Genomic DNA, 21,084 nt, shown 5'->3' with positions numbered 1-21,084 from the left:
TGGCTCATAAAAGACATCATTATGTAAAGCCGTTAACTTCCCTACGCTGGTACGAGCCAGATCAGGTCCAAAGGGTTAAGAAGTTCACGCGCTTCTCTCTCAGCCTACGCATACGTTAGGCACCCCTAGTTTATCACTGATTTAATTTTCAATACTTTCCCATCATACACCATAATCTGAAAAATTCAAAGTTTATTTCTTTTGCTCTTTACGGAATCATCCAAGTTAAATAATAAGCCTGCACATAAGTCATAATCCCTACAATGATAACGAAGAACAAACTATGCTTAACTGTAAAACGGAACAAATCCGATTCTTTTCCAGCAAGACCAACTGCTGCACAAGCGATCGCAATCGACTGTGGGGAAATCATTTTACCTGTTACACCGCCTGTTGTATTTGCTGCAACGAGAAGCACTTCAGATACGCCGACTTGCTGCGCTGTAATGGCTTGTAAATTTGAGAACAGTGCATTCGCAGACGTATCAGACCCTGTTAGGAATACGCCAATCCAGCCTAAGAATGGTGAGAAGAACGGGAATAGTCCGCCAGTTCCAGCTAATGCTAACGCTAACGTGGAAGATAGACCAGAATAGTTTGCGATAAATGCAAACCCTAGTACGAATCCGATAGATAGAATTGGCATTTTTAATTCGCTTAACGTTTCTTTAAATGTCACTACTGCATCTTTTACATTCATTTTCAAAATAAACATGGAAATGATACACGCAATTAAAATCGCTGTTCCGGTTGCCGATAATACATCAAACTTCAAAATTGCCTCGTAAGGCGTTGGTTTATTTACAATTGGCTCTGCTTTCATTACTAGATTATGCAGACCTGGAATTTCAAACTTAAATACAAGACTTTCTAAAGCCCCTCCTGGAGTGAATAATGCCTTAAAGAAACTTTGGCTCCAAATGACTACCATAACCGTTAATACGATAAATGGGGACCATGCCTTCACTACTTTTCCAAACGTTAATTTCGGCATCGATGCCGCTGTCGTTGTTGCTGCTACTTCACTATTGGCTTGCCCAGATTGATAAATTTCTTTCGGCTGCCAAACTTTTAAGAACAGCGCTAAACTAATTAAACTTACAAGTGCCGATGTAATATCCGGAAGTTCTGGTCCTAAAAATGTCGCTGTAATGAACTGCGTAATCGCAAATGAACTACCCGCTACAAATAACGCAGGCCACGTTTGTCGTATCCCCTTAAATCCATCCATTAAAAATACGATAAAGAATGGCACAAATAATGATAGGAACGGTAATTGATGCCCAGCCATTTGTCCAATTTTATGTGGATCAATACCTGTTACTTGTCCAGCAACTGTAATCGGAATTCCCATCGCTCCGAACGCCACTGGTGCAGTATTTGCAATCAAACAAAGACCTGCTGCGTATAAAGGATTTAACCCAAGACCCGCAAGAAGCGCTGCTGTAATCGCTACTGGTGCCCCAAATCCTGCCGCTCCTTCTAAAAATGCTCCAAATGAAAATCCAATTAAAATAACGAGTAGACGATGATCGTTCGTAATCGATAATACCGATGCACGAATCACATCGAATTGACCTGTTTTCACAGAAATTTTATATAAAAATACCGACATAATGATAATCCAAGCAATTGGCCATAATCCGTATAAGAAACCATATCCGGTCGCTGCCATTGCCATCGTGAACGGCATTTTATAAGCGAATAACGCTACTAAAACTGTAAGTACAACTGTAATAAACCCTGCCACATACCCTTTCATGCGGAAAACTGCTAAAGCTAAGAAAAAAAAGATAATCGGAATAAGTGCGACCGCTGCCGAAATCCAAATGTTTCCGAATGGATCATAAACTTGTGTCCATGTGTTCATTGTTCTCTCCCCCTAAAGAATCCCCTTTTGAATAGAATAACCTCATCAATAGACTATCAGGTCATCATACCTTTAAGTCTAAAATAAAAAAACGTTTAAGAAAACGTTTTCAATAACTTTCATTTATACTGTACCATAACAATTTCTATTAAAAAAGATTTTTTTGAAAATTTTATTATTTAACAGAAAATCTTACAAAATCGTCACGTTCTTGTAATGTTCATCGATAGGAAGTTTGCCAAAATTATTGCATAATAATAGTATAACAACAGAAATTATTTATGAGGTGATATATATGAACGGAAATAAAATATTAGCTGCGTTATCATACTTTAGTGTACTATTTGCCCCTATCTTATTCCCTATTATCGTTTGGATTGTAGGAGACGCTGAAACAAAACCACATGCAAAACGTGCTCTATGGACACACATCATTCCAAGTATCGCTACATTCATTGGCGTAACTATTTTAGGAATTATGGGTCTTGGATCTGATCAACCAGATGTAACACTTGGAATTGGATCAATGATTGTCTTAGCTATTTGCGGAATCATCAGCTTATACTACTTCATCTGGAACATTGTAAAAGGAATTAAAGTGCTGAAAGCTTAATTTTAAACAAATATTTGTTTAAAAAGGGCCCCTTGCAAATTGCAAGGGGCCCTTTTCCTAATTCGTTCACTTTATCTTCTGCGTTTCTTCTTTTTTCTCATCATTTTCTTTCGGCGTGTATTCACTTTATCCGCTATAATGTGGAGCGTACTTGCCACAACAATTCCCATTAAGAATGTTACAATTTCAACCTCATGTTTCTGCGCAATTTCTATTAAATTACCATCCAATGCGATTACATTTAATAGTAATAAAAATGGAGAAAAGACAATTAACATGTACGCAATACGAATCACATCACCAAGTATAATCGTATGCGTAAAGAAAGATCGATGTGGCATTACTTTCTTATAAGGATACCAAAATATACGTAAGAAACCCCATTTGTTATAAGCATTACTGTACGTATCTAAATCTGGTGTTAAAAATGAAGTACCTACTAAAAAACCAATTGCAAAAGTTAATAAAAAATCAAAATTTGTTAATCCATACGAAAAGAGCAAAAACAAAACAACCGGAAGGGATATTAAGTTTATTTTCGTATGCGTTCTTCCTGATGGCATAATGCACTTCCTCGCTTACGTTCGTCCTGTCACCTTATGACAGGTTTCACCTATTGACCTAATTTCTGATCGATAAATGTTGTGTCTATATCCGAACCAAACCATTCTGCCAACTTCACTCGTGCCTTATCTTTCACATCTTCATTGACGTATAACGACACCTGTATTAGTGCGGCCGTTAACGCCCCTAAATCATCCGTATAGCCAATTCCAGCAATGAAATCTGGAATCGCATCAATCGGTGCAATAAAATAAGCAAGTGCTCCAATTACAATAATTTTCACTCGTTTTGGAACATCTGGTCTTTGCAAAACGTAAAACAGTAATAAACTTGCATAAATGACCGACTGCCCTGCTTGCTTTGCAACATGTTTTACTTTCTTCCAAAACGCTTCAACCGAAAATTTTTGTTTCATGTAAAAAGCCTCCCTATTTTTAAAAAGAAATAAGCTACAATATGTTATCAGTAAAAGTTCATGGAAATTACACAAAACCTATCAATGAACTTTTATTGTAACAAACAAACTAAAAAAGAACAAGTGTTCGTTAATTTTTACACGATTTCCTTCATATAATAGATTTCTAGATAACCCTTACCCATCTTCGTTTCTTATTTCTCAACAAAGAAAATTTTCACTTCTACTTAACATTCTGCTCTACCTTTGTTATATTTTCTAGTTGACGGACATATAAACGAATGTTAAAGTTTTCTCTGGTAGTGACAAATCTTATACAAAAAATGTAAAATGTTATAGTGTTTCTCATAAACGAATTTTGTTGTATAATACAGAAATGACGTTATGCTTATGAGCAACAAAAGAAACCAAAAGGGTATGCATAGTTATAGTCGTATATGGGTGAATATAGAACCTTTAATTATGGCCAAGAAAACTATGTATTTTTTATTTTAGCATTTTTCGCTCCAAAATCGACCAAGCCTGATAGAGAAAGGGTGGAAATGAATGAAAGAAACCTTGAAATCACAATTTCAAAATGTGCGTTTCACTGTATTCGTAGCTTTAGCCTTATGGCTGAAAACTTACCTTATTACACGCACAAGCTTTGACTTAAAACTTGAATCTTTCATGCAAGAATTCATTTTATTCCTTAGCCCATTAGCAGCATCATTACTGCTTGTTGGTCTTGCATTATTTGCAAAAGGGAAAAAACGTAACTATATAGCACTTGGAATTAATTTTGTCTTAACAATCGTTCTTGTTGGTAACGTAATGTTCTACGGATTCTACAATGACTTCGTTACATTACCGGTGCTAGGACAAACATCTAACTTCGGAAGTTTAGGTTCTAGTGTGAAAGAATTATTTAACTACAAAATTATCCTTGCATTTGCAGACATTATCGTTTTCTTCGTTCTATTAAAGAAAATGAAGAACTTTGCACCTACAGAGCGTGTAGCACGTCCGATGCGTTCTCTATACTTCGTATCAACAGTTGCTATTTTCTTCGCAAACTTAGGACTTGCAGAAGCTGAACGCCCAGAACTATTAACACGTTCATTCGACCGCGTTATGCTTGTTAAAAACTTAGGATTATATGTACACCAAGTATACGATCTTGGCTTACAAGCAAAATCAAGTTCACAAAAAGCGTTCGCTGACGGTAGTAAATTACAAGAAACAGAAAACTACGTAAAAACAACACAAAGTAAACCGGATCCAAATATGTTCGGTACTGCAAAAGGGAAAAACGTAATTGTTGTCTCTCTTGAGTCATTACAAACATTCTTAATTGGTGCAACAGTTAACGGACAAGAAGTTACACCATTCTTAAACCAATTTACGAAAGAAAGTTATTACTTTGATAACTTCTTCCATCAAACTGGTCAAGGTAAAACATCTGATGCTGAATTCCTAGTAGATACTTCGTTATATCCACTAGACCGCGGTGCTGTATTCTTCACACACGGTAACAATGAATATACAGCAACTCCAGAAATTTTACGTCAGCAAGGGTATCACACGTCGGTATTCCACGCAAACAACGCAACATTCTGGAACCGTAACATTATGTATCCAGCACTTGGTTATGATCGTTACTACAACGAACTTGACTACAAGATTACGCCAGAAACAAAATTAAACTGGGGATTAAAAGATATCGAGTACTTCGATCAATCTATTGATATGTTAAAACAAGTGAAGCAACCATTCTATACTCGCTTCCTTACTTTAACGAATCACTACCCATTCACTTACGATGACAGTACAAAATTAATCGACGAATACAATTCTGGTGATGGAGTATTTGACCGTTACATGGTAACTGCTCGTTACTTAGACGAAGCAATGAAACACTTTATTGAGCGTCTAAAAGCAGAAGGTATTTACGACAACTCAGTAATCGTATTCTACGGTGACCACTACGGTATTTCTGAAAACCATAACCGTGCAATGGCACAGTTCTTAGGAAAAGAAGAAATCACTGCATTTGACCATATGAACTTACAAAAAACACCGATGTTTATTCACGTTCCAGGTCAAAAAGAAGGTAAAACAATTTCGAAACCAACTGGTGAAATTGACATTAAACCAACTATTCTAAACTTACTTGGTGTAGATTCTACAAATGACGTTCGATTCGGTCATGATGTATTCTCACCTGATAATAAAGGATTCGTTGTTCTTCGTGACGGTAGCTTCGTTACAGATAAATACATGTACACAAACAGTACATTCTATGATCGTGCTACTGGCGAAGTTGTACAATTACCGAAAGAAGAATCTCAACCACTAATTGATCGTGCCCAAAATGAATTGAACATGTCTGATAAAATCATTGAAGGTGACTTACTTCGCTTCTCTGAAAGTAATAAGATCAAAACTGGTGAAGTAAAAACAGTTATTAAAGAAGAAAAGAAGAGCGCTGAGTAATCTCAGCCTCTTTTTTTATTTTCTTCCATACAACTACTTATATTCATTAACTTTAAAATTACATAACCTTTACCAAATATTCACATAGTGTTAATGAAGGATCTCTATAATAAAATATGTAAACGAGGTTCTACATATTTCTTATCTCTCATCTTTCATAAGATCCCTTAAAGAAGTGTGTAAATCTTTTGTTTCTACTTTCTTATAATTGTCTTTCAACATGTTTTGTTTCCATACACAAAACATTCAACGAGACAATGTCCCTATGAAAGATAGCTACCCTCCTTGTGCAGCATTCCATAAGAATGTTGCTTTTTTTTTATTTAAAAGCAGGATTCTCATTCTTATTTTCGAATTTGTATATACAAAATGCTGTAAAGTGAAACTTTAATCAGCCCTCACCAATCGGGCAGCTACGGGCAGTTATTCGCCCACTTCACTTCTTTGCTCCACCCGAATTTTTAAGTAGGAGTTTTACTGCCCGTGAATGCGGGGTAAACCATCCTTACTTCTCTATGATTTACAAATACATATACGGTCATATGTAGAGAATTGCTTACATAAAAATTACTATAGTGATTTTTATGTCGCATGAATGAAAGTTTCACGTTACTTACGTACTTACGAAAGGATGGGACGGAAATTGGCATACGAAAAATTTGTACTTTGGAATGATGAAGTTATTGATACAACAAAACAACAAACGTACATAGAACTTGAAGAGAGAGGTTTGCAGTTTGGAGATGGTGTCTACGAGGTTATTCGCCTATATAAAGGGAACTTTCACTTATTAGATCCGCACATAACGAGATTATATCGCTCCATGGAAGAAGTAGAATTATCGCTCCCTTTCTCAAAAGCTGAGCTCATCACTTTATTTTACAAATTAATTGAACGAAACCATTTCCACGAAGATGGCACAATTTATTTGCAAGTATCTCGCGGTGTACAAGCTCGCACACATGTATTTTCATATGACACCCCTCCGACAATTTATGCCTATATTACAAAAAAAGAAAGACCAGCCTTATGGATTGAATATGGTATACGCGCTATATCAGAACCCGATACTCGATGGCTACGCTGTGACATTAAATCATTAAATTTATTACCAAACGTACTAGCTGCTACGAAAGCTGAACGGAAAGGCTGTAAAGAGGCACTTCTCGTAAGGAATGGTATTGTAACGGAAGGAAGCCATTCCAACTTCTTTTTAATTAAAAATGGAACTCTTTACACACATCCAGCCAATCATCTTATTTTAAATGGAATTATTCGTCAATATGTCCTTTCTTTAGCGAATACTCTTCACATTCCTGTACAGGAAGAACTTTTCAGCATTCGTGACGTTTATCAAGCAGATGAATGCTTTTTTACAGGCACAACGATTGAAATTTTACCAATGACCCACCTTGATGGAACCGCGATTCAAGATGGGCAAGTTGGTCCTATCACCAAAAAGCTGCAAAAATCTTTTAATCAAATCTTGTTACAATCCAATATGGCATCTTCTTAAACCCGAATAATTTCTGTCCTTTCACATTCAATATATGCATTTAAATGGAAATCAAGGTGTAAATTTATACCTTGATTTTTTCTTGTAATCTTTTTGTCATATTCAGATTCCCACATAAGCCTTGACAGTAATCGACATGCTCTTTAGAATTTTTAACAGTTGGTAAATATTTCTTCACTACATTACAGACAGAAAGGAATCGACAAATTATGAAAAAGTATCTTGCCGGTCTTGCGGCAGTGTCTGTAGCAGGAGGAGCAGCACCTACACTTGATAGTGTTCAAGCTGCACCTGAACAAAATACACAAAAAGCTGCTACAACTGTCCAAGCTTCTGCATCAAACAACTCATCTTATACGGTAAACGCGAGCGTATTACATGTTCGTGCGGGATCAAGCACTTCTCACGACATCATCTCACGTGTTTATAACGGTCAATCACTAAACGTGATTGGCGAAGAAAATGGTTGGTTCAAAATTAACATTAACGGAAAAACAGGCTTTGTTAGTGGCGAATTTGTATCAAAAAGTGGAGCAGCAAACAACAATGTAAGCACAGGTGGAAACAATAAAGTTACTGCTGATGTATTACGTGTACGTACAGCTCCTAACACATCTAGTTCTGTTTCTGGACGTGTATATGAAGGACAAACATTAAACGTAATTGGACAAGAAAATGGTTGGGTGAAAATTAACCATAATGGACAAGTAGGTTATGTAAGTGGCGAATTCGTATCTGGCGTTTCTTCTAATGCGGGTTCTTCAAACAACAATACGAATAATAACAACCAAGAAGTAAAACCAGCAAGCGGAAATTATACAGTAAATGTATCTTCCCTTCGCGTTCGTACAGGTCCTAGCACTTCTCACACAACTGTAGGTTCTGTCAAAAAAGGACAAGTAGTACAAGTTGTTGGCGAAGTTCAAGATTGGTTCAAAATCAATTACGCAGGACAAACTGCTTATATAAGCAAAGACTACGTAACAAAAGGCGGTTCTAACGAAAACGTTACAGAAGGCAACAAACAAGAGCAAAACAATAATGGAACTATTCAAACTGGTGGTTCTTACGTAGTTAACGCTACATCTTTACGTGTTCGTACAGGCCCTGCTGCTTACCATAGTGTAATTGGTGGCGTTTTAAACGGTACAACATTAAACGTAGTTGGATCTGAAAACGGTTGGTTTAAAGTAAATTACCAAGGAAAAACAGGCTTTGTTAGTAGCGAATTTGTAAAATTCGTTAAAGGTGGCACTACTACTCCTGAGCAACCAAAACAACCTGAAAAACCTAACCAAGGTGCAATTGGTGACTACTACATTAATGCTTCTGCACTAAATGTACGTAGCGGCGAAGGTACAAACTATAGAATCATAGGCGCACTTCCACAAGGTCAGAAGGTTCAAGTAATCTCTGAAAACTCTGGATGGAGCAAAATTAACTACAACGGTCAAACTGGTTATATCGGAACACGTTACCTATCTAAAACACCAGTTGGAGGCGCAGTAGATAATAAGCCTAACAATAACCAAAATAACAATCAAAACAATAACAACAATAATAATACAGGTAATAATAGCGGCGACAGTTCTTCCGTACTTGCATACGCAAAATCAATGCAAGGTGTACCATACGTTTGGGGCGGAACTTCTGCTAACGGTGTTGACTGCAGTGGTTACATCTACCACGTATTTAAGAAATTTGGTCATAACATTAGCCGCCAAAGTGTTGCAGGATATTGGAGTAGCCTACCAAAAACTTCAAGTCCACAACCTGGTGACTTAATTTATTTCCAAAACACTTATAAATCTGGTCCTTCTCACATGGGTATTTACCTTGGGGGCGGATCATTTATCCAAGCTGGAGATAAAGGTGTAGCAATCGCTTCATTAAGTAACTCTTATTGGAAGAGCCACTTCTTAGGATACACGAAAGCACCTTAATTAATAGTTTCAAAGCCTTCTAGTTTACTAGAAGGCTTTTTTGTACAATTTCAACACATTTCTCCCTTTCCCCTAGCTTCCCTCTACAAAAATAATGTATCTATTCTTCTATTTCATACACTTTATTCTGCAAAAACAATGCATAACGTTATCATAATGTATATATTCCCATAAAAAACATAACCTATTTCATGTCTATTTATTTCATATGTGTTTTTTTGAAGAATTTTCTTTTTATTTAAACTTTTCATTAGACGTTTGACCTCCGATGTCCATTATGATAAGTTACTTAAGATGTTATATTCGTAAACGTATAGACAACTGGTTTATACACTGTTTTTACTATGAGGAAGGAGCATACACTGCATGAATCTTTTATGGGGAATTGGCGGCGTGATTGGAGTATTAGCAATTGCATTCTTACTATCTTCCAACCGCAAAGCTATTAATTGGCGCACAATTTTAATCGCGCTAGCATTACAAATGTCATTTTCATTTATCGTATTACGATGGGATGCTGGTAAAGCAGGTTTAAAACACGCTGCTGACGGTGTTCAAGGATTAATTAATTTTTCTTACGAGGGAATTAAGTTCGTTACTGGGGATTTAGTCAACGCAAAAGGACCTTGGGGATTTGTATTCTTTATTCAAGCACTACTTCCAATCGTATTTATTAGTTCATTAGTAGCAATCTTATATTATTTCGGTATTATGCAGAAATTTGTTAGCATCGTTGGCGGTGCATTAAGTAAACTTCTTGGAACTTCTAAAGCAGAAAGCTTAAACTCAGTAACGACTGTATTTTTAGGACAAACTGAAGCTCCAATTTTAATTAAACCTTACTTAGCACGCTTAACAAATAGTGAATTCTTCACTATTATGGTAAGCGGTATGACAGCTGTTGCTGGATCTGTTCTTGTCGGTTATGCAGCAATGGGTATTCCGTTAGAGCACTTATTAGCAGCTGCAATAATGGCAGCTCCATCAAGCTTATTAATTGCGAAACTGATTATGCCAGAGACAGAAAAAGTAGATAATAACGTTGAACTTTCTACAGAACGTGAAGACGCAAACGTTATCGATGCAGCTGCACGCGGTGCATCTGAAGGTATGCAACTTGTTATTAACGTAGCAGCAATGTTAATGGCTTTCATCGCATTAATCGCTTTATTAAATGGATTATTAGGATGGGTTGGTTCTCTGTTCGATATTAAACTTAGCCTTGATTTAATCTTCGGTTACTTATTATCACCATTTGCAATCTTAATCGGGGTTTCTCCTGGTGAAGCTGTACAAGCAGCAAGCTTCATTGGTCAAAAACTTGCAATCAACGAATTCGTTGCATACGCAAACTTAGGACCACACATGGCAGAGTTCTCTGACAAAACAAATCTAATTTTAACATTTGCAATCTGTGGATTCGCAAACTTCTCTTCTATCGCAATTCAATTAGGTGTAACTGGAACGTTAGCTCCTACTCGCCGTAAACAAATTGCACAATTAGGGATTAAAGCAGTTATCGCTGGTACATTAGCGAACTTCTTAAACGCAGCAGTTGCAGGTATGATGTTCCTATAAACTTATATAGAGTCTTCTCTTTCTCCAAGAGAAGACTTTTTTCATGCAATCCAAACGTATTATATATATCTATCAAGCATCTTATCCCAAATATAAGAACATTATGATACAATAATGTTTAAGTCTTTTTATTTTTCTGATGAAAATAGAAATACTACTTGTTGTTGCCCTTCAAAAGAATGTAACGACATAGTCAATTTCTTAATAATTGCGCATACTACAAGTATCTATGGATGAAATAGCTTTAAGGAGGAAAGTTTTGTGAAAGATAAGTTCTATAAAATCCTCTCTATGTGGATTCTACAAATTGTATTTTATTTTACTACTGTACATGTGACGAATTATGAGCATGCGCTCATTTTTACAATAATATACGTAATCGTAAATGTACTATTCTTATTTTTAGCTGACAAAACAGCATTTGTTTTCTTCATACTAGGAACCATTATTTCCGTATTTTATTTGTTCTATCAAGCATGGCTTCATTTATGGAGTACATCAGATCAATGGCAATATATGATTATCCACTTCCTGATGGCAGCTAACTTCTTCATTGTATATATAACAACTCACCTATTGAAAAAAGTGATTCATGAAAATAAAACTTTAACTGAGCGTGTGAGAACATTAGAACAATATATTGGAGAATCAAAATTACTAACAAGACAAGAATTCGAGAGACGCCAAGCATTATTAACAACTGCAATGAATCGTCGTAATGAAACAGGCGTTATCATTTACTTTGATTTCACTTCCTTTAGTAAATATACGAAGGAAAGTGTTATGGACCGTGTAGCTTCCTTATTAGTTGAAACGGTAAGGAATGATTTTGACCTTGCTGCTGAATATGATAATAATACGCTAGTTATTTTATTACAAAACACAAATGAAGCTGGTGCTGACATTGTAATGAACCGCCTACAGCCAAAAATGGAGCAATGGCTTGCTGCTGAAGCAATCCGAGATATAAAAATTTCACGCGAGCACATTGGAAACAAAGGACAGACACTGTTATGATGACTCTCGTTATACTTCTTTTATTCCTTCTGTTTTGCGTACTCGTTTTTTGGATTAGTATCACATTTTCAATTAAATATGTACTGATTTTTACAGCCTTTCTATTCTCTGGCTTACTCGTTTACTACTCTTTCTTAACAATTGCGGGCTTAATTCATCGAAATAGCAAACGAAAAGATCGTACGCTAGAACATTATCCGAGCGTCGATATTTTCATACCTGCCCATAATGAAGGCGTCGTTATTAAAGATACTTTAGAGGCGATGGCGAAGATTGAATATCCTGGAAAGCTAACTATTTATTTATTAAATGATAACTCTCAAGATGAAACACCTGAAATCGGCGATGATTTCGACAAAGCTTATGCTCATATTCGCCATATTCGTGTTCCCCCCGGTGAACCGAAGGGTAAATCACGTGTACTAAACTATGGGCTTAGTATTTCAGATGGTGAATACTTCTGTGTGTACGATGCAGATAACCAACCTGAACCACACGCACTGCGAATGCTTGTAGAGCACGCTGAAACAACTGAAGATGCTGTTGGAGCTGTTGGACATGTTCGTACAGTAAACGAAAAGCGAAACTGGCTGACGCGAATGATTTCACTGGAATTTCAAATCTTCCAGCTCCTTATGCAATCTGGACGCTGGTTACTATTCCAAACAGGCTCACTGACAGGAACAAATATGCTTCTTCGTCGCTCCGCACTAGAAGAGCTTGGTGGCTATGACCCTTATGCAATTGCAGAAGATGCTGAATTAACATTAAGAATTACACAAAAAGGTTATCTCTTACCAATCGTCCCAGAATCAGTTACTTGGGAACAAGAACCAGAGCATTTAAAAATTCTTATTAAACAACGTACACGTTGGCTCCAAGGGAATTTATACATTTTAGAAAAAATGTTCTCGTCATTAAGTTTCTTTAAAGGAAAGCTGCTTGTTCATTCCTTACAACAAGTTCTAGTGTATATTGTATTTTGGCTATTCCTAATCATTTCAAACGTTTGGTTTGTAATTGGGCTACTCGGGATATTCCAAATTCAATATAGCATTCCGCTACTATTTATGTGGTATGTCGCATATATTACATATGTTTCTCAATTATTTAGTGCCCAGAGTGTCGAACGAACCTTTACACCGACTAATATTTTTATTAGCGTTATTATGTACTTTACGTACGCACAGCTCTTTACGTACTTATTTATTCGTAGCTTAATCTTGTACTTACGTGCAAAGAGCAAGAAACAAGTCATTGGCTGGGATAAGACAGTTCGATTCAAAAAAGAGAAATAATAACAATAAGCACAGAGCGCCGTATGCTCTGTGCTTATTTATTGCCGTATAAATTATATATCAGACAATACCCCTTAGCTGAAAGTAATTTCACGTCCATCCCCCAACGAACGATCGACCTTCATTTATATACGAAAAAGTGATTGCTATTTTTGTAGAACCAATTGCTTCTCTTGCTGTTCTTTGCGCGTTTCAGTCTTAGGTTCCGTGCTTTCTTGGACACTACGATGTGCCACACGTTTCAAACAAATATGCTTCCACTTTCTTTCGTAACGTTTCATTATTCTAGATGTCCCCCTTGAATGCGCTTTAAAACTATTTGAAATCGCTTACAGGAAATAATATAGCACATATATATAAACGTGACAACACATTTCCGACATATTTTTGACAAAAATACGAATAGAATTCGTAAGGTATCGAATATTGTCGAAACCTATCGTTTTTTCTTCGTATAAAAGGCATACTACTTATATGGTAAAGTATTTTATTTCCCCTACCTGCATTTCAAATTCCTTCTATATAAAGTGAAACTTTCATTAGCCATCACCAATTGTACTTTTACAGGCAAATAGAGAAATAAAAAAGAGCTGATATGAAATCAGCTCTTTTCCTTCTATTATTAATGACGCTTCATACGCCCTTCTTTTTGTAACTCTTTAAATAATGCTGCCATCATAAAGAAAATAACGAAGACGAACGGGAATGCTGCAATGATAGCTGCCGTTTGTAAGGCTTCTAATCCGCCAATATATAATAGCGTAGAAGCTATCGCGGCTAGAACGATACCCCAAATCATTTTAATACGATTTGGTGGGTTTAAACTACCATGTGTCGTTAACATTCCTAAAACAAATGTTGCAGAGTCTGCCGATGTAATAAAGAATGTTGCAATAAGTAAAATACCTAAAACTGATAAAGCTGATCCAAAGCTGCCCATCTGATCGAACATAGCGAATAATCCTACTTCTGTTCCCATTTCTTTCACTTTGTCGAAGATATGTGCATCACCAAACAGCTCCATATGAATACCAGTACCGCCGAACACAGAGAACCAAAGTGCACCAATTACGGTCGGCACAAGTAACACACCGATAACAAACTCACGAATCGTACGACCTCGTGAAACACGAGCAATAAACGTACCTACGAACGGTGACCACGCAATCCACCATGCCCAATAGAAAATTGTCCATGACTGAATCCATTGATTCCCACCTTCGTCTAATGGACTTAAACGGAAACTCATACTTGGCAATTCCTGAATATAAGAACCGATTGTTGAAGTGAAGTAATTCATAATAAAGTTTGTTGGACCCGCAAATAATACAATGATCATAAGTGCAAACGCAAAAATAATATTCGTATTACTTAAATATTTAATTCCTTTATCAAGACCTGTTTGCGCAGATAACATAAATAATACTGTTACGATTGCAATAATAACTAACTGAGTCGTTAATGAGTTCGGGATAGATGTTAAATAACTAACACCACCTGCAATTTGTTTCGCACCAAGACCTAATGACGTTGCAACACCAAACACAGTTGCGAAAACAGCTAACACATCAAATGAATGAGCAATACGCCCGTGTTCCCCGCCCTTAAATAACGGACCTACTGTCGCACTAATCGTACTTGCTTTTCCTTTTCTAAAAGTAAAGTAAGCAATACATAATGCTACAAACGCATATAGTCCCCAAGGATGTAATCCCCAATGGAAAAATGAAAAACGCAGTGCAAGGCGCGCACTTTCCTCAGTTGCACTATCTCCAAACGGAGGTGCGTATAAATGGTTTAATGGTTCGGCAACGCCCCAGAAAACTAAGCCAATACCCATACCAGCACTAAATAACATAGCAAACCATGTCATATAACTATAATCAGGTTCATCATCATCTTTACCTAAACGAATAGAACCGTATTTCGAAACAATTAAAAAGATAGACACACCTAAAATAATAGACACGGAAATAATATAAAACCATCCGAACTTACTAACTAATGCAGTTTGAATTGCGGTTGTTACATTTCCTAAGCTACCTTTTCCAATAATAGATTCGGGAATAATCCCCCAAATTGTAAATGCAATACATAATGTTAATGAAACGATGAATGTTTTTGTCAGTTTCCTCATCAAATCCCCCTTCGTAGGTTTCGCTTTTGTAAATAACATAAATTCCGATATGTAAAATCGGATAGAAAACTATAATTTTGCGGTGATTTTCTTACTTTCACCTTCACCAATTCGAATTCTTATGGACAGCCTTACCTTTCGTATAACCTTTTCACTCTGCAAGAGCTACAAGTTAGAAATACTGCTGTCAAATTGTGTGAGAAAAACGCGGATAGGAATGTATTTTCCTAAAAAAGGATGTGTTACATATGTAAAAAAGGGCAAAGTTCTTCCTTGCAACCCTTTCGTTTTGTAACAATTATGCGGTTTTTTTGCTAGTATATAGCACGTGTTTATAGCTTCACAAACAAAATGTTTATGTTTATATAACTATATTACCCATAAAACGGTAAAATACTCAAGGAATGTAATCGTTTAGTAAACATCATGTAACATCCCTGTAATATTTTTATTTACGTCGAAAAAAATATGTTGTATTAAATATTTTGAATATAACTAGAAACCTATGAGTCATATAGAATGAAAAACGCTTTCCTATATTTTTTGTTATATTACAGGATGTTAACGACTTATTACGAATGGTTTGTAATTGTGTGTTTTCCCCAAATCCGAAAAAATCTGTTGCTATAATGAGGACACGAAAACAAACGCAATGGAGGCTATCATGAAAAAATTAATTGGTATAGCAACAGCAGCAGTTTTTGGTCTTGGGATTTTCACATCATCTGCTAATGCAGAAACTGTTGTAACAACAGACGTACTAAACGTACGCGAAAACCCTACTACTGAATCAAAAGTTGTCGGTAAATTACTAAACGGTAATAAAATAGATGTTCAAAATACAGAGAACGGATGGTCAAAAATTACTTTAGACGGTAAAGACGCATTCGTAAGTGCAGAGTTCACAAAAAGCATCTACTACGTAACAGCTAACGTATTAAACGTACGTGCTGAAGCGAACACAAACTCAGAGGTTCTTGGAAAGTTGAAGAAAGACGATGTAATCGAAACAACGAACCAAGTACAAAATGAGTGGTTACAATTTGAATATAACGGGAAAACAGCTTATGTTCATGTTCCTTTCTTAACAGGTACAGCACCTGTAATTGAGAAACAAGAAACAACTGCTCCTGCTAAAGCTGAAGCACCAGCTAAGGCTCAAGCACCTGTAGCACAAGCAAAACCAGCTGCTAAGCCTGCTGTGAAAGCTGCTGAAACTAACACACCATCTGGTGGTCGTGAGTTAACAGTTGTAGCTACAGCATATACAGCTCACCCGAGCGAAAACGGTGGCACATATGGCGGCCGTGTATTAACTGCAATGGGTCATGATTTAACTGCGAATCCAAACATGAAAATGATCGCTGTTGACCCGAAAGTAATCCCATTAGGATCTAAAGTATGGGTAGAAGGTTACGGAGAAGCTATCGCTGGAGATACTGGTGGTGCAATTAAAGGTAACCGTATTGATATCTTACTTGGATCAGATAGTGCTGCTCAAAAATGGGGACGCAAAACTGTTAAAGTGAAAATTTTAAAATAACCAATGACTGCTAAATTACAAGCCGGTTCTCTTTATTGAGAGCTGGCTTTTATTTATTTATAATACATATAAGGAGGCTACGCCCATGAATGTACAAGCAAAAGTAGACTGGATTGGTACGCCAAAACCGTACATATATAAAGATGAAGTGACATATAACGCTACTTCTATTGATTTTTCACTCGCTGGCGATGATAACCGCTATAAGTTAATTGTGCTCAAGTCTGAAAACAATACACATTACAAAATTGTGCAATATGGAATAAAACCAGGCTCTCAAAAGCCATTTCCTATCGACATTCCATTTGAACAAAACATGTTACCAATTATAGAGCAAATATTACATGATCCGTATGTACAAGCGATATTAAAGGAAACGCACTCATAATTGTAAAAAAAGATATCACCTCGCCGCATTTTTCGGCTAAGTGATATCTTTTTTATTTTCCCTTCGTGAACACAATTTAAGAAAAATATATCAACGATTTTTCGATTATATCTATCATAACTTACGATATATCAACGGTTCGACACGAAATATCGATTTAGCTACAAAAAAGAAGCTGTTCAAATATTGAACAGCTTCTCTCATATTAACGAGTTGGACCAGATACATCTTCTGATTTCAACGTATTATTTGCACCAAGAGAATGATACAACATCTTTCCATTTCCATTCACAGTTACAATATGTTCGTTATTAAAACTTTTGAACTTCACAGATCCATCACCGTAACGAATATGATACTCTTCATATGTCGTTACTTTATATTTCGTAGCACTTTGATGCTCTACATTACGAACTTCCATCGTTAATAAGTCTTCTGTAATTCCTTTTTTGTGTAAATACTGTATATAATCACGGTCTTCCTTATACGATTTCCCGCTCTTATCATAATTATTTTCAATTAAACTAAAATCATTTAATGAAATTGCACGTACGTTATCATAAATATGATTTCTTACAAATTCGCCCACTGCTGAACTTGATGTTTCTTTCGGGAATTTTAAGTAATACGTGCTTTGGTCTCCAATTTTAACACTTTCAGATTTCATCACACCAAAATCAGTAGTTTTCTCTAAATGTACTTCTACTGTTTCATCTGTGGATACAGGGCCAAGCTTATAACTTCCATAATTTAATTTTCCACGTTTTTTCCCATTCACAAATACAGTTGCATCACTTTCATCAGAAGAAATGCTTACATACTTGCCTTCAAGCGATAAATCCACTTTCACCTTCTCGCTCTGTTCATCCGCTAAATCTACTTCTTTCTCTGTTTCTAATTCAGTAAGTTCTGTCTTCGCCGTTGCCTTTACAACATATGTACCTGGGAAGTATGGCCCCAACTCTTTCGAAGTTTTATCACTAGAAAGCTCTGTTTCTTTTTTGTCATTCACATGTATTTCTGCGTTTTTTGCAGTTGTACTAACGCTCATATAATAAGATTTCATACTGAACTTATACTTTGGATATAAGAACCACTCTTTTCCCTCTTCTACTATTTCCCCGTCCTTAAATGAAGATTTATCTTTAGTTAACTTTTGATCTACTGTCTCTTTCTGTAAATAAGACAGTAATTGTTTGTTGTAAGAAGGATTCTCTTTTAAATAACGCATGTACGCTTTAATATCCTCTGTCTTAATCTTTAAGCTTGAATCATTCGCTTTTACAAACTCATCAATTGCATTAATATCTTTCTTTTGGAATGCTTCAATCATTACATTTACTTGCTTTTCTTTTGAAAACTTATATGCTCCAAATTTATATGCCCCAAATAATAATGCAGCAATAATGGTAAAACCAATGATTAAAAATAAATTTTTCTTACTTTTCACTGGTTTTGTCTCGCTTTGTAATTCGGTATATGAAGCAGCAGTGTTATCAACGATTACTTCTACTTTACTCCCACACTCAGGACAAAAGTTCAAATGGTCTGCAACATTCTTTTTACATGTTCCACAAAACTTCAACGTGCTCTCCTCCTATTTTTTAGCTAATTTCATTCCAGCAAATGCCGCTACATATGTCACAATCAAACTAAACAAAGTTAAATATGTAAATGAATTTTGCATAGATAGTACTGTTCCACTTGTTCCAAATAAACTTGTTACAGTTCCTGAAACATTAATTTGGAACTTAGAAATCATATTCATTACAATCATCATAATTGTGTAAGAACCACTGCATACCGCTAATGTAATATATATATTGGCAGTCGGTAATTTAGCTAACTTTCTTCCCGCTCTAAACATAAAGAACAACGGAATAATAAGCAGTAATAAACCGTAATGGAATACGTTATTCACTTTATCAAATTCTGCAAGGCTTTCTTCATTTGCTCCTTTTGAAATCAATATCTCTCTAAGCTCTACGCCATTTACAGAGACGCCTGATATAAATGAAAACGATAGTGTGCTCTCATATGCATTTGATTTCTTTCCAATTCTAGTAAATTCCTTACTAAGTGCTGGACTTGATACTTCTAACGGCGCAAAATGAGCCATACTCCATAATTGAGGTGTTAACTCTAATGCTAATAATGTACTTTCAGATTTTAAAGTTGTTATTTCTTTTAATGGTTCAATACCGTCTTCCTTACTTACTAACGCCATAATACAAACCGCTACTGCTGTTACTAAAAGTCCTTTTATCATAGCTGAAACACCGTAATAAACAGACGCTCCATATGGCATTAACTCGTGAAATGCTGCTGCCATATTGTTTTGGCTTGTATGAGCAATAAATCCTAATAAGGTAAATAATGTCCCACATACAAAACCACTCAATAAACTCTTAATTGCTGAATAGCCAACCGTAATCTTACCTGCTTCTGAGAATGGAATTGCAAAAGATTGTGATGCTATAAAACTTATAATGAATAAAAAGACGCCATAAATAATACCAACTGTTGCTGCCATAAAGATTTGATCTTTAATCGTTTTCGCAACACGCTGTTTCCCTAACCAAATTCCTGTACCAGCGAAAATAATAAATGGAATGATTAATAGTAATGTAAATGGAGTATGCCAAGATAAAGAAAATATCAATCCACTATCATCGTTAGCTGTAAAACCAAGTAAATGATAACTTAACATCGTAGAAGTTGCACTCGAATAAAAACTTGGCAACATTTCTAATTCTTTCGCAAATTTGCTAAACATCTCACTTAACATAGAGGCAAATAATAAACTACCAATCCAACCAGCAATTAACATGAGAATACTTGCAACAGCCCCACCAATAAAACCTTTTTGTAAAACGGCTTTATCTGCTTTAAATTCAACTTTAGGAGCACCATCCATTGTAGGCAATTTTACAGATTGTTCTTTTTTCTTCACAACAGATAAAGAATACCCACACTTTTGACAATATAAATTTTTTTGAGCATTTTCACTGCCACAACCTTTGCAGTATTTTGCAGTATCTTTTTCTAATGTTACTGCATCTATAGCTCCTGCAATCTCCATACTACCTTCATTTGGGCAATAATTTACTTCTTCACCATGTTGTTTTCCACATGTGCGACAATACATTTAATTCACTCCCCACTTTGCTTAATTCCACAAACTGGACAGTAAGTAGAGTTTTTATCGATATGCTCATTACATGAAATACAATTTACCGTTTCACCTTCATTTTCTACTGCTAACATCGGGTTAGGCTTTCCACACGAACCACAAAACTTATCATTTATTGATAAAGGTCCACCACATTCACATGTAGCTTTTTCACCTTGTTGTTTTTGCAATTCAACAATGCGCTTTCTTGCTTGATAAATAGCTACATCAAATTCTTGAACTGGAGCAATCATTTCTTTTAAGCTCGCTTCATTTACTCCACTTCCTCTTAATTGAACATACACTTGCTGTCCAACCTCTAATAGAACCTCTGCTTTTTTCTGCATTTGCACTTGCATTCCCTTTTTCAATTGAGCAATTTCTTGTGCAACTTGCAACTTCATTTTCCCTTGTTCTATTCCTTCTTGTAACTTATTCATTCCACTACCTAACTTCGTCTGTAAATCTGACAAATCATTTCTCCTCCTATACATATATATTCATATATGAAATTAACATTTTATATATTACCATGATTTTCAAGTTATGTAATCC

At 35.9% G+C, this 21,084-nt stretch carries 16 protein-coding genes and 1 riboswitch; of the genes, 9 read left to right on the top strand and 7 right to left on the bottom strand.

Features of this window, described 5'->3' with window-relative positions:
- Window positions 1-21: 21 nt before the first annotated feature.
- A riboswitch (TPP riboswitch) is annotated at window positions 22-137 on the bottom strand.
- Between the two features lie 71 nt (window positions 138-208).
- On the bottom strand, window positions 209-1,870 hold the full coding sequence (lldP, locus tag ACS2QP_RS20975; protein ID WP_001099333.1) for an L-lactate permease: 1,662 nt from the start codon (window positions 1,868-1,870) through the stop codon (window positions 209-211).
- 295 nt (window positions 1,871-2,165) lie between these two features.
- Here lldP and ACS2QP_RS20970 point away from each other — a divergent pair, with 295 nt between their 5' ends.
- On the top strand, window positions 2,166-2,483 hold the full coding sequence (locus ACS2QP_RS20970) for a DUF4870 domain-containing protein (protein ID WP_001014099.1): 318 nt from the start codon (window positions 2,166-2,168) through the stop codon (window positions 2,481-2,483).
- Between the two features lie 71 nt (window positions 2,484-2,554).
- Here ACS2QP_RS20970 and ACS2QP_RS20965 read toward each other — a convergent pair whose 3' ends face one another.
- Together ACS2QP_RS20965 and ACS2QP_RS20960 are read right to left on the bottom strand one after the other, a co-directional pair.
- Entirely contained in the window at window positions 2,555-3,046 is a 492-nt protein-coding gene (locus tag ACS2QP_RS20965; RefSeq protein ID WP_001139061.1) for a metal-binding protein, read from the bottom strand.
- A 50-nt stretch (window positions 3,047-3,096) separates the two neighbouring features.
- Entirely contained in the window at window positions 3,097-3,462 is a 366-nt protein-coding gene (locus ACS2QP_RS20960) for a YkvA family protein (protein ID WP_000810369.1), read from the bottom strand.
- Between the two features lie 546 nt (window positions 3,463-4,008).
- On the opposite strand from ACS2QP_RS20960, the gene ACS2QP_RS20955 reads away from it, so the two are divergent.
- The 6 genes from ACS2QP_RS20955 to ACS2QP_RS20930 all read left to right on the top strand — a co-directional run bounded on the left by ACS2QP_RS20955 (window position 4,009) and on the right by ACS2QP_RS20930 (window position 13,289).
- Window positions 4,009-5,937: an LTA synthase family protein gene (locus tag ACS2QP_RS20955; RefSeq protein WP_000665358.1), complete on the top strand. Its 1,929-nt coding sequence runs from the start codon at window positions 4,009-4,011 to the stop codon at window positions 5,935-5,937.
- 631 nt (window positions 5,938-6,568) lie between these two features.
- Window positions 6,569-7,453, top strand: coding sequence for a D-amino-acid transaminase (locus tag ACS2QP_RS20950; RefSeq protein WP_438882796.1), 885 nt, complete (start codon window positions 6,569-6,571; stop codon window positions 7,451-7,453).
- Window positions 7,454-7,662: 209 nt separating this feature from the next.
- Entirely contained in the window at window positions 7,663-9,396 is a 1,734-nt protein-coding gene (locus ACS2QP_RS20945) for a C40 family peptidase (protein ID WP_088349196.1), read from the top strand.
- A gap of 366 nt (window positions 9,397-9,762) precedes the next feature.
- Window positions 9,763-10,974, top strand: a complete 1,212-nt coding sequence (locus tag ACS2QP_RS20940; protein WP_224201243.1) for a NupC/NupG family nucleoside CNT transporter — start codon at window positions 9,763-9,765, stop codon at window positions 10,972-10,974.
- A gap of 261 nt (window positions 10,975-11,235) precedes the next feature.
- On the top strand, window positions 11,236-11,991 hold the full coding sequence (locus ACS2QP_RS20935; protein WP_431148765.1) for a diguanylate cyclase domain-containing protein: 756 nt from the start codon (window positions 11,236-11,238) through the stop codon (window positions 11,989-11,991).
- Window positions 11,988-13,289 (top strand): glycosyltransferase family 2 protein, encoded by a 1,302-nt coding sequence (locus tag ACS2QP_RS20930; RefSeq protein WP_000988749.1) that lies wholly within the window; start codon window positions 11,988-11,990, stop codon window positions 13,287-13,289. Before ACS2QP_RS20935 ends, ACS2QP_RS20930 begins: the two co-directional genes overlap by 4 nt.
- 622 nt (window positions 13,290-13,911) lie before the next feature.
- Here the strand turns inward: ACS2QP_RS20930 and opuD are convergent.
- Window positions 13,912-15,426 (bottom strand): glycine betaine transporter OpuD, encoded by a 1,515-nt coding sequence (gene opuD / locus ACS2QP_RS20925; protein ID WP_001229103.1) that lies wholly within the window; start codon window positions 15,424-15,426, stop codon window positions 13,912-13,914.
- Between the two features lie 664 nt (window positions 15,427-16,090).
- Here opuD and ACS2QP_RS20920 point away from each other — a divergent pair.
- Together ACS2QP_RS20920 and ACS2QP_RS20915 are read left to right on the top strand one after the other, a co-directional pair.
- Window positions 16,091-16,969: a cell wall-binding protein EntA gene (locus ACS2QP_RS20920; protein WP_000733332.1), complete on the top strand. Its 879-nt coding sequence runs from the start codon at window positions 16,091-16,093 to the stop codon at window positions 16,967-16,969.
- A gap of 85 nt (window positions 16,970-17,054) precedes the next feature.
- Complete coding sequence (locus ACS2QP_RS20915) at window positions 17,055-17,357, top strand: DUF3910 family protein (RefSeq protein ID WP_001102539.1); 303 nt, start codon at window positions 17,055-17,057, stop codon at window positions 17,355-17,357.
- Window positions 17,358-17,562: 205 nt separating this feature from the next.
- On the opposite strand, the gene ACS2QP_RS20910 is transcribed toward ACS2QP_RS20915, so the two are convergent.
- Genes ACS2QP_RS20910 through ACS2QP_RS20900 form a run of 3 tightly spaced genes read right to left on the bottom strand, consistent with a single transcriptional unit; the run spans window position 17,563 to window position 21,002 of the window.
- Window positions 17,563-18,942 carry a zinc ribbon domain-containing protein gene (locus tag ACS2QP_RS20910; RefSeq protein WP_332284108.1) on the bottom strand — a complete coding sequence of 460 codons (1,380 nt, stop codon included), beginning with the start codon at window positions 18,940-18,942 and terminating at the stop codon, window positions 17,563-17,565.
- Between the two features lie 12 nt (window positions 18,943-18,954).
- Entirely contained in the window at window positions 18,955-20,505 is a 1,551-nt protein-coding gene (locus ACS2QP_RS20905; protein WP_332284109.1) for a zinc ribbon domain-containing protein, read from the bottom strand.
- A gap of 5 nt (window positions 20,506-20,510) precedes the next feature.
- Complete coding sequence (locus tag ACS2QP_RS20900; RefSeq protein WP_001281753.1) at window positions 20,511-21,002, bottom strand: zinc ribbon domain-containing protein; 492 nt, start codon at window positions 21,000-21,002, stop codon at window positions 20,511-20,513.
- Window positions 21,003-21,084: the final 82 nt, after the last annotated feature.

This window comes from Bacillus cereus group sp. Bce019, from assembly GCF_051781745.1.
Taxonomy (GTDB): Bacteria; Bacillota; Bacilli; order Bacillales; family Bacillaceae_G; genus Bacillus_A; species Bacillus_A cereus.
The sequence above is the reverse complement of the archived record's forward strand: the minus strand, read 5'-3'. Positions and strand labels throughout refer to the sequence as shown.

Bases quoted from the DNA above. Each gene is read 5' to 3' on its own strand.
- ACS2QP_RS20930 (WP_000988749.1), top strand. From the start codon at position 11,988: ATGATGACTCTCGTTATACTTCTTTTATTCCTTCTGTTTTGCGTACTC.
- ACS2QP_RS20950 (WP_438882796.1), top strand. From the start codon at position 6,569: ATGGGACGGAAATTGGCATACGAAAAATTTGTACTTTGGAATGATGAA.
- ACS2QP_RS20955 (WP_000665358.1), top strand. From the start codon at position 4,009: ATGAAAGAAACCTTGAAATCACAATTTCAAAATGTGCGTTTCACTGTA.
- ACS2QP_RS20920 (WP_000733332.1), top strand. From the start codon at position 16,091: ATGAAAAAATTAATTGGTATAGCAACAGCAGCAGTTTTTGGTCTTGGG.
- ACS2QP_RS20915 (WP_001102539.1), top strand. From the start codon at position 17,055: ATGAATGTACAAGCAAAAGTAGACTGGATTGGTACGCCAAAACCGTAC.
- ACS2QP_RS20960 (WP_000810369.1), bottom strand. From the start codon at position 3,462: ATGAAACAAAAATTTTCGGTTGAAGCGTTTTGGAAGAAAGTAAAACAT.
- ACS2QP_RS20905 (WP_332284109.1), bottom strand. From the start codon at position 20,505: ATGTATTGTCGCACATGTGGAAAACAACATGGTGAAGAAGTAAATTAT.
- opuD (WP_001229103.1), bottom strand. From the start codon at position 15,426: ATGAGGAAACTGACAAAAACATTCATCGTTTCATTAACATTATGTATT.
- lldP (WP_001099333.1), bottom strand. From the start codon at position 1,870: ATGAACACATGGACACAAGTTTATGATCCATTCGGAAACATTTGGATT.
- ACS2QP_RS20965 (WP_001139061.1), bottom strand. From the start codon at position 3,046: ATGCCATCAGGAAGAACGCATACGAAAATAAACTTAATATCCCTTCCG.
- ACS2QP_RS20970 (WP_001014099.1), top strand. From the start codon at position 2,166: ATGAACGGAAATAAAATATTAGCTGCGTTATCATACTTTAGTGTACTA.
- ACS2QP_RS20945 (WP_088349196.1), top strand. From the start codon at position 7,663: ATGAAAAAGTATCTTGCCGGTCTTGCGGCAGTGTCTGTAGCAGGAGGA.
- ACS2QP_RS20940 (WP_224201243.1), top strand. From the start codon at position 9,763: ATGAATCTTTTATGGGGAATTGGCGGCGTGATTGGAGTATTAGCAATT.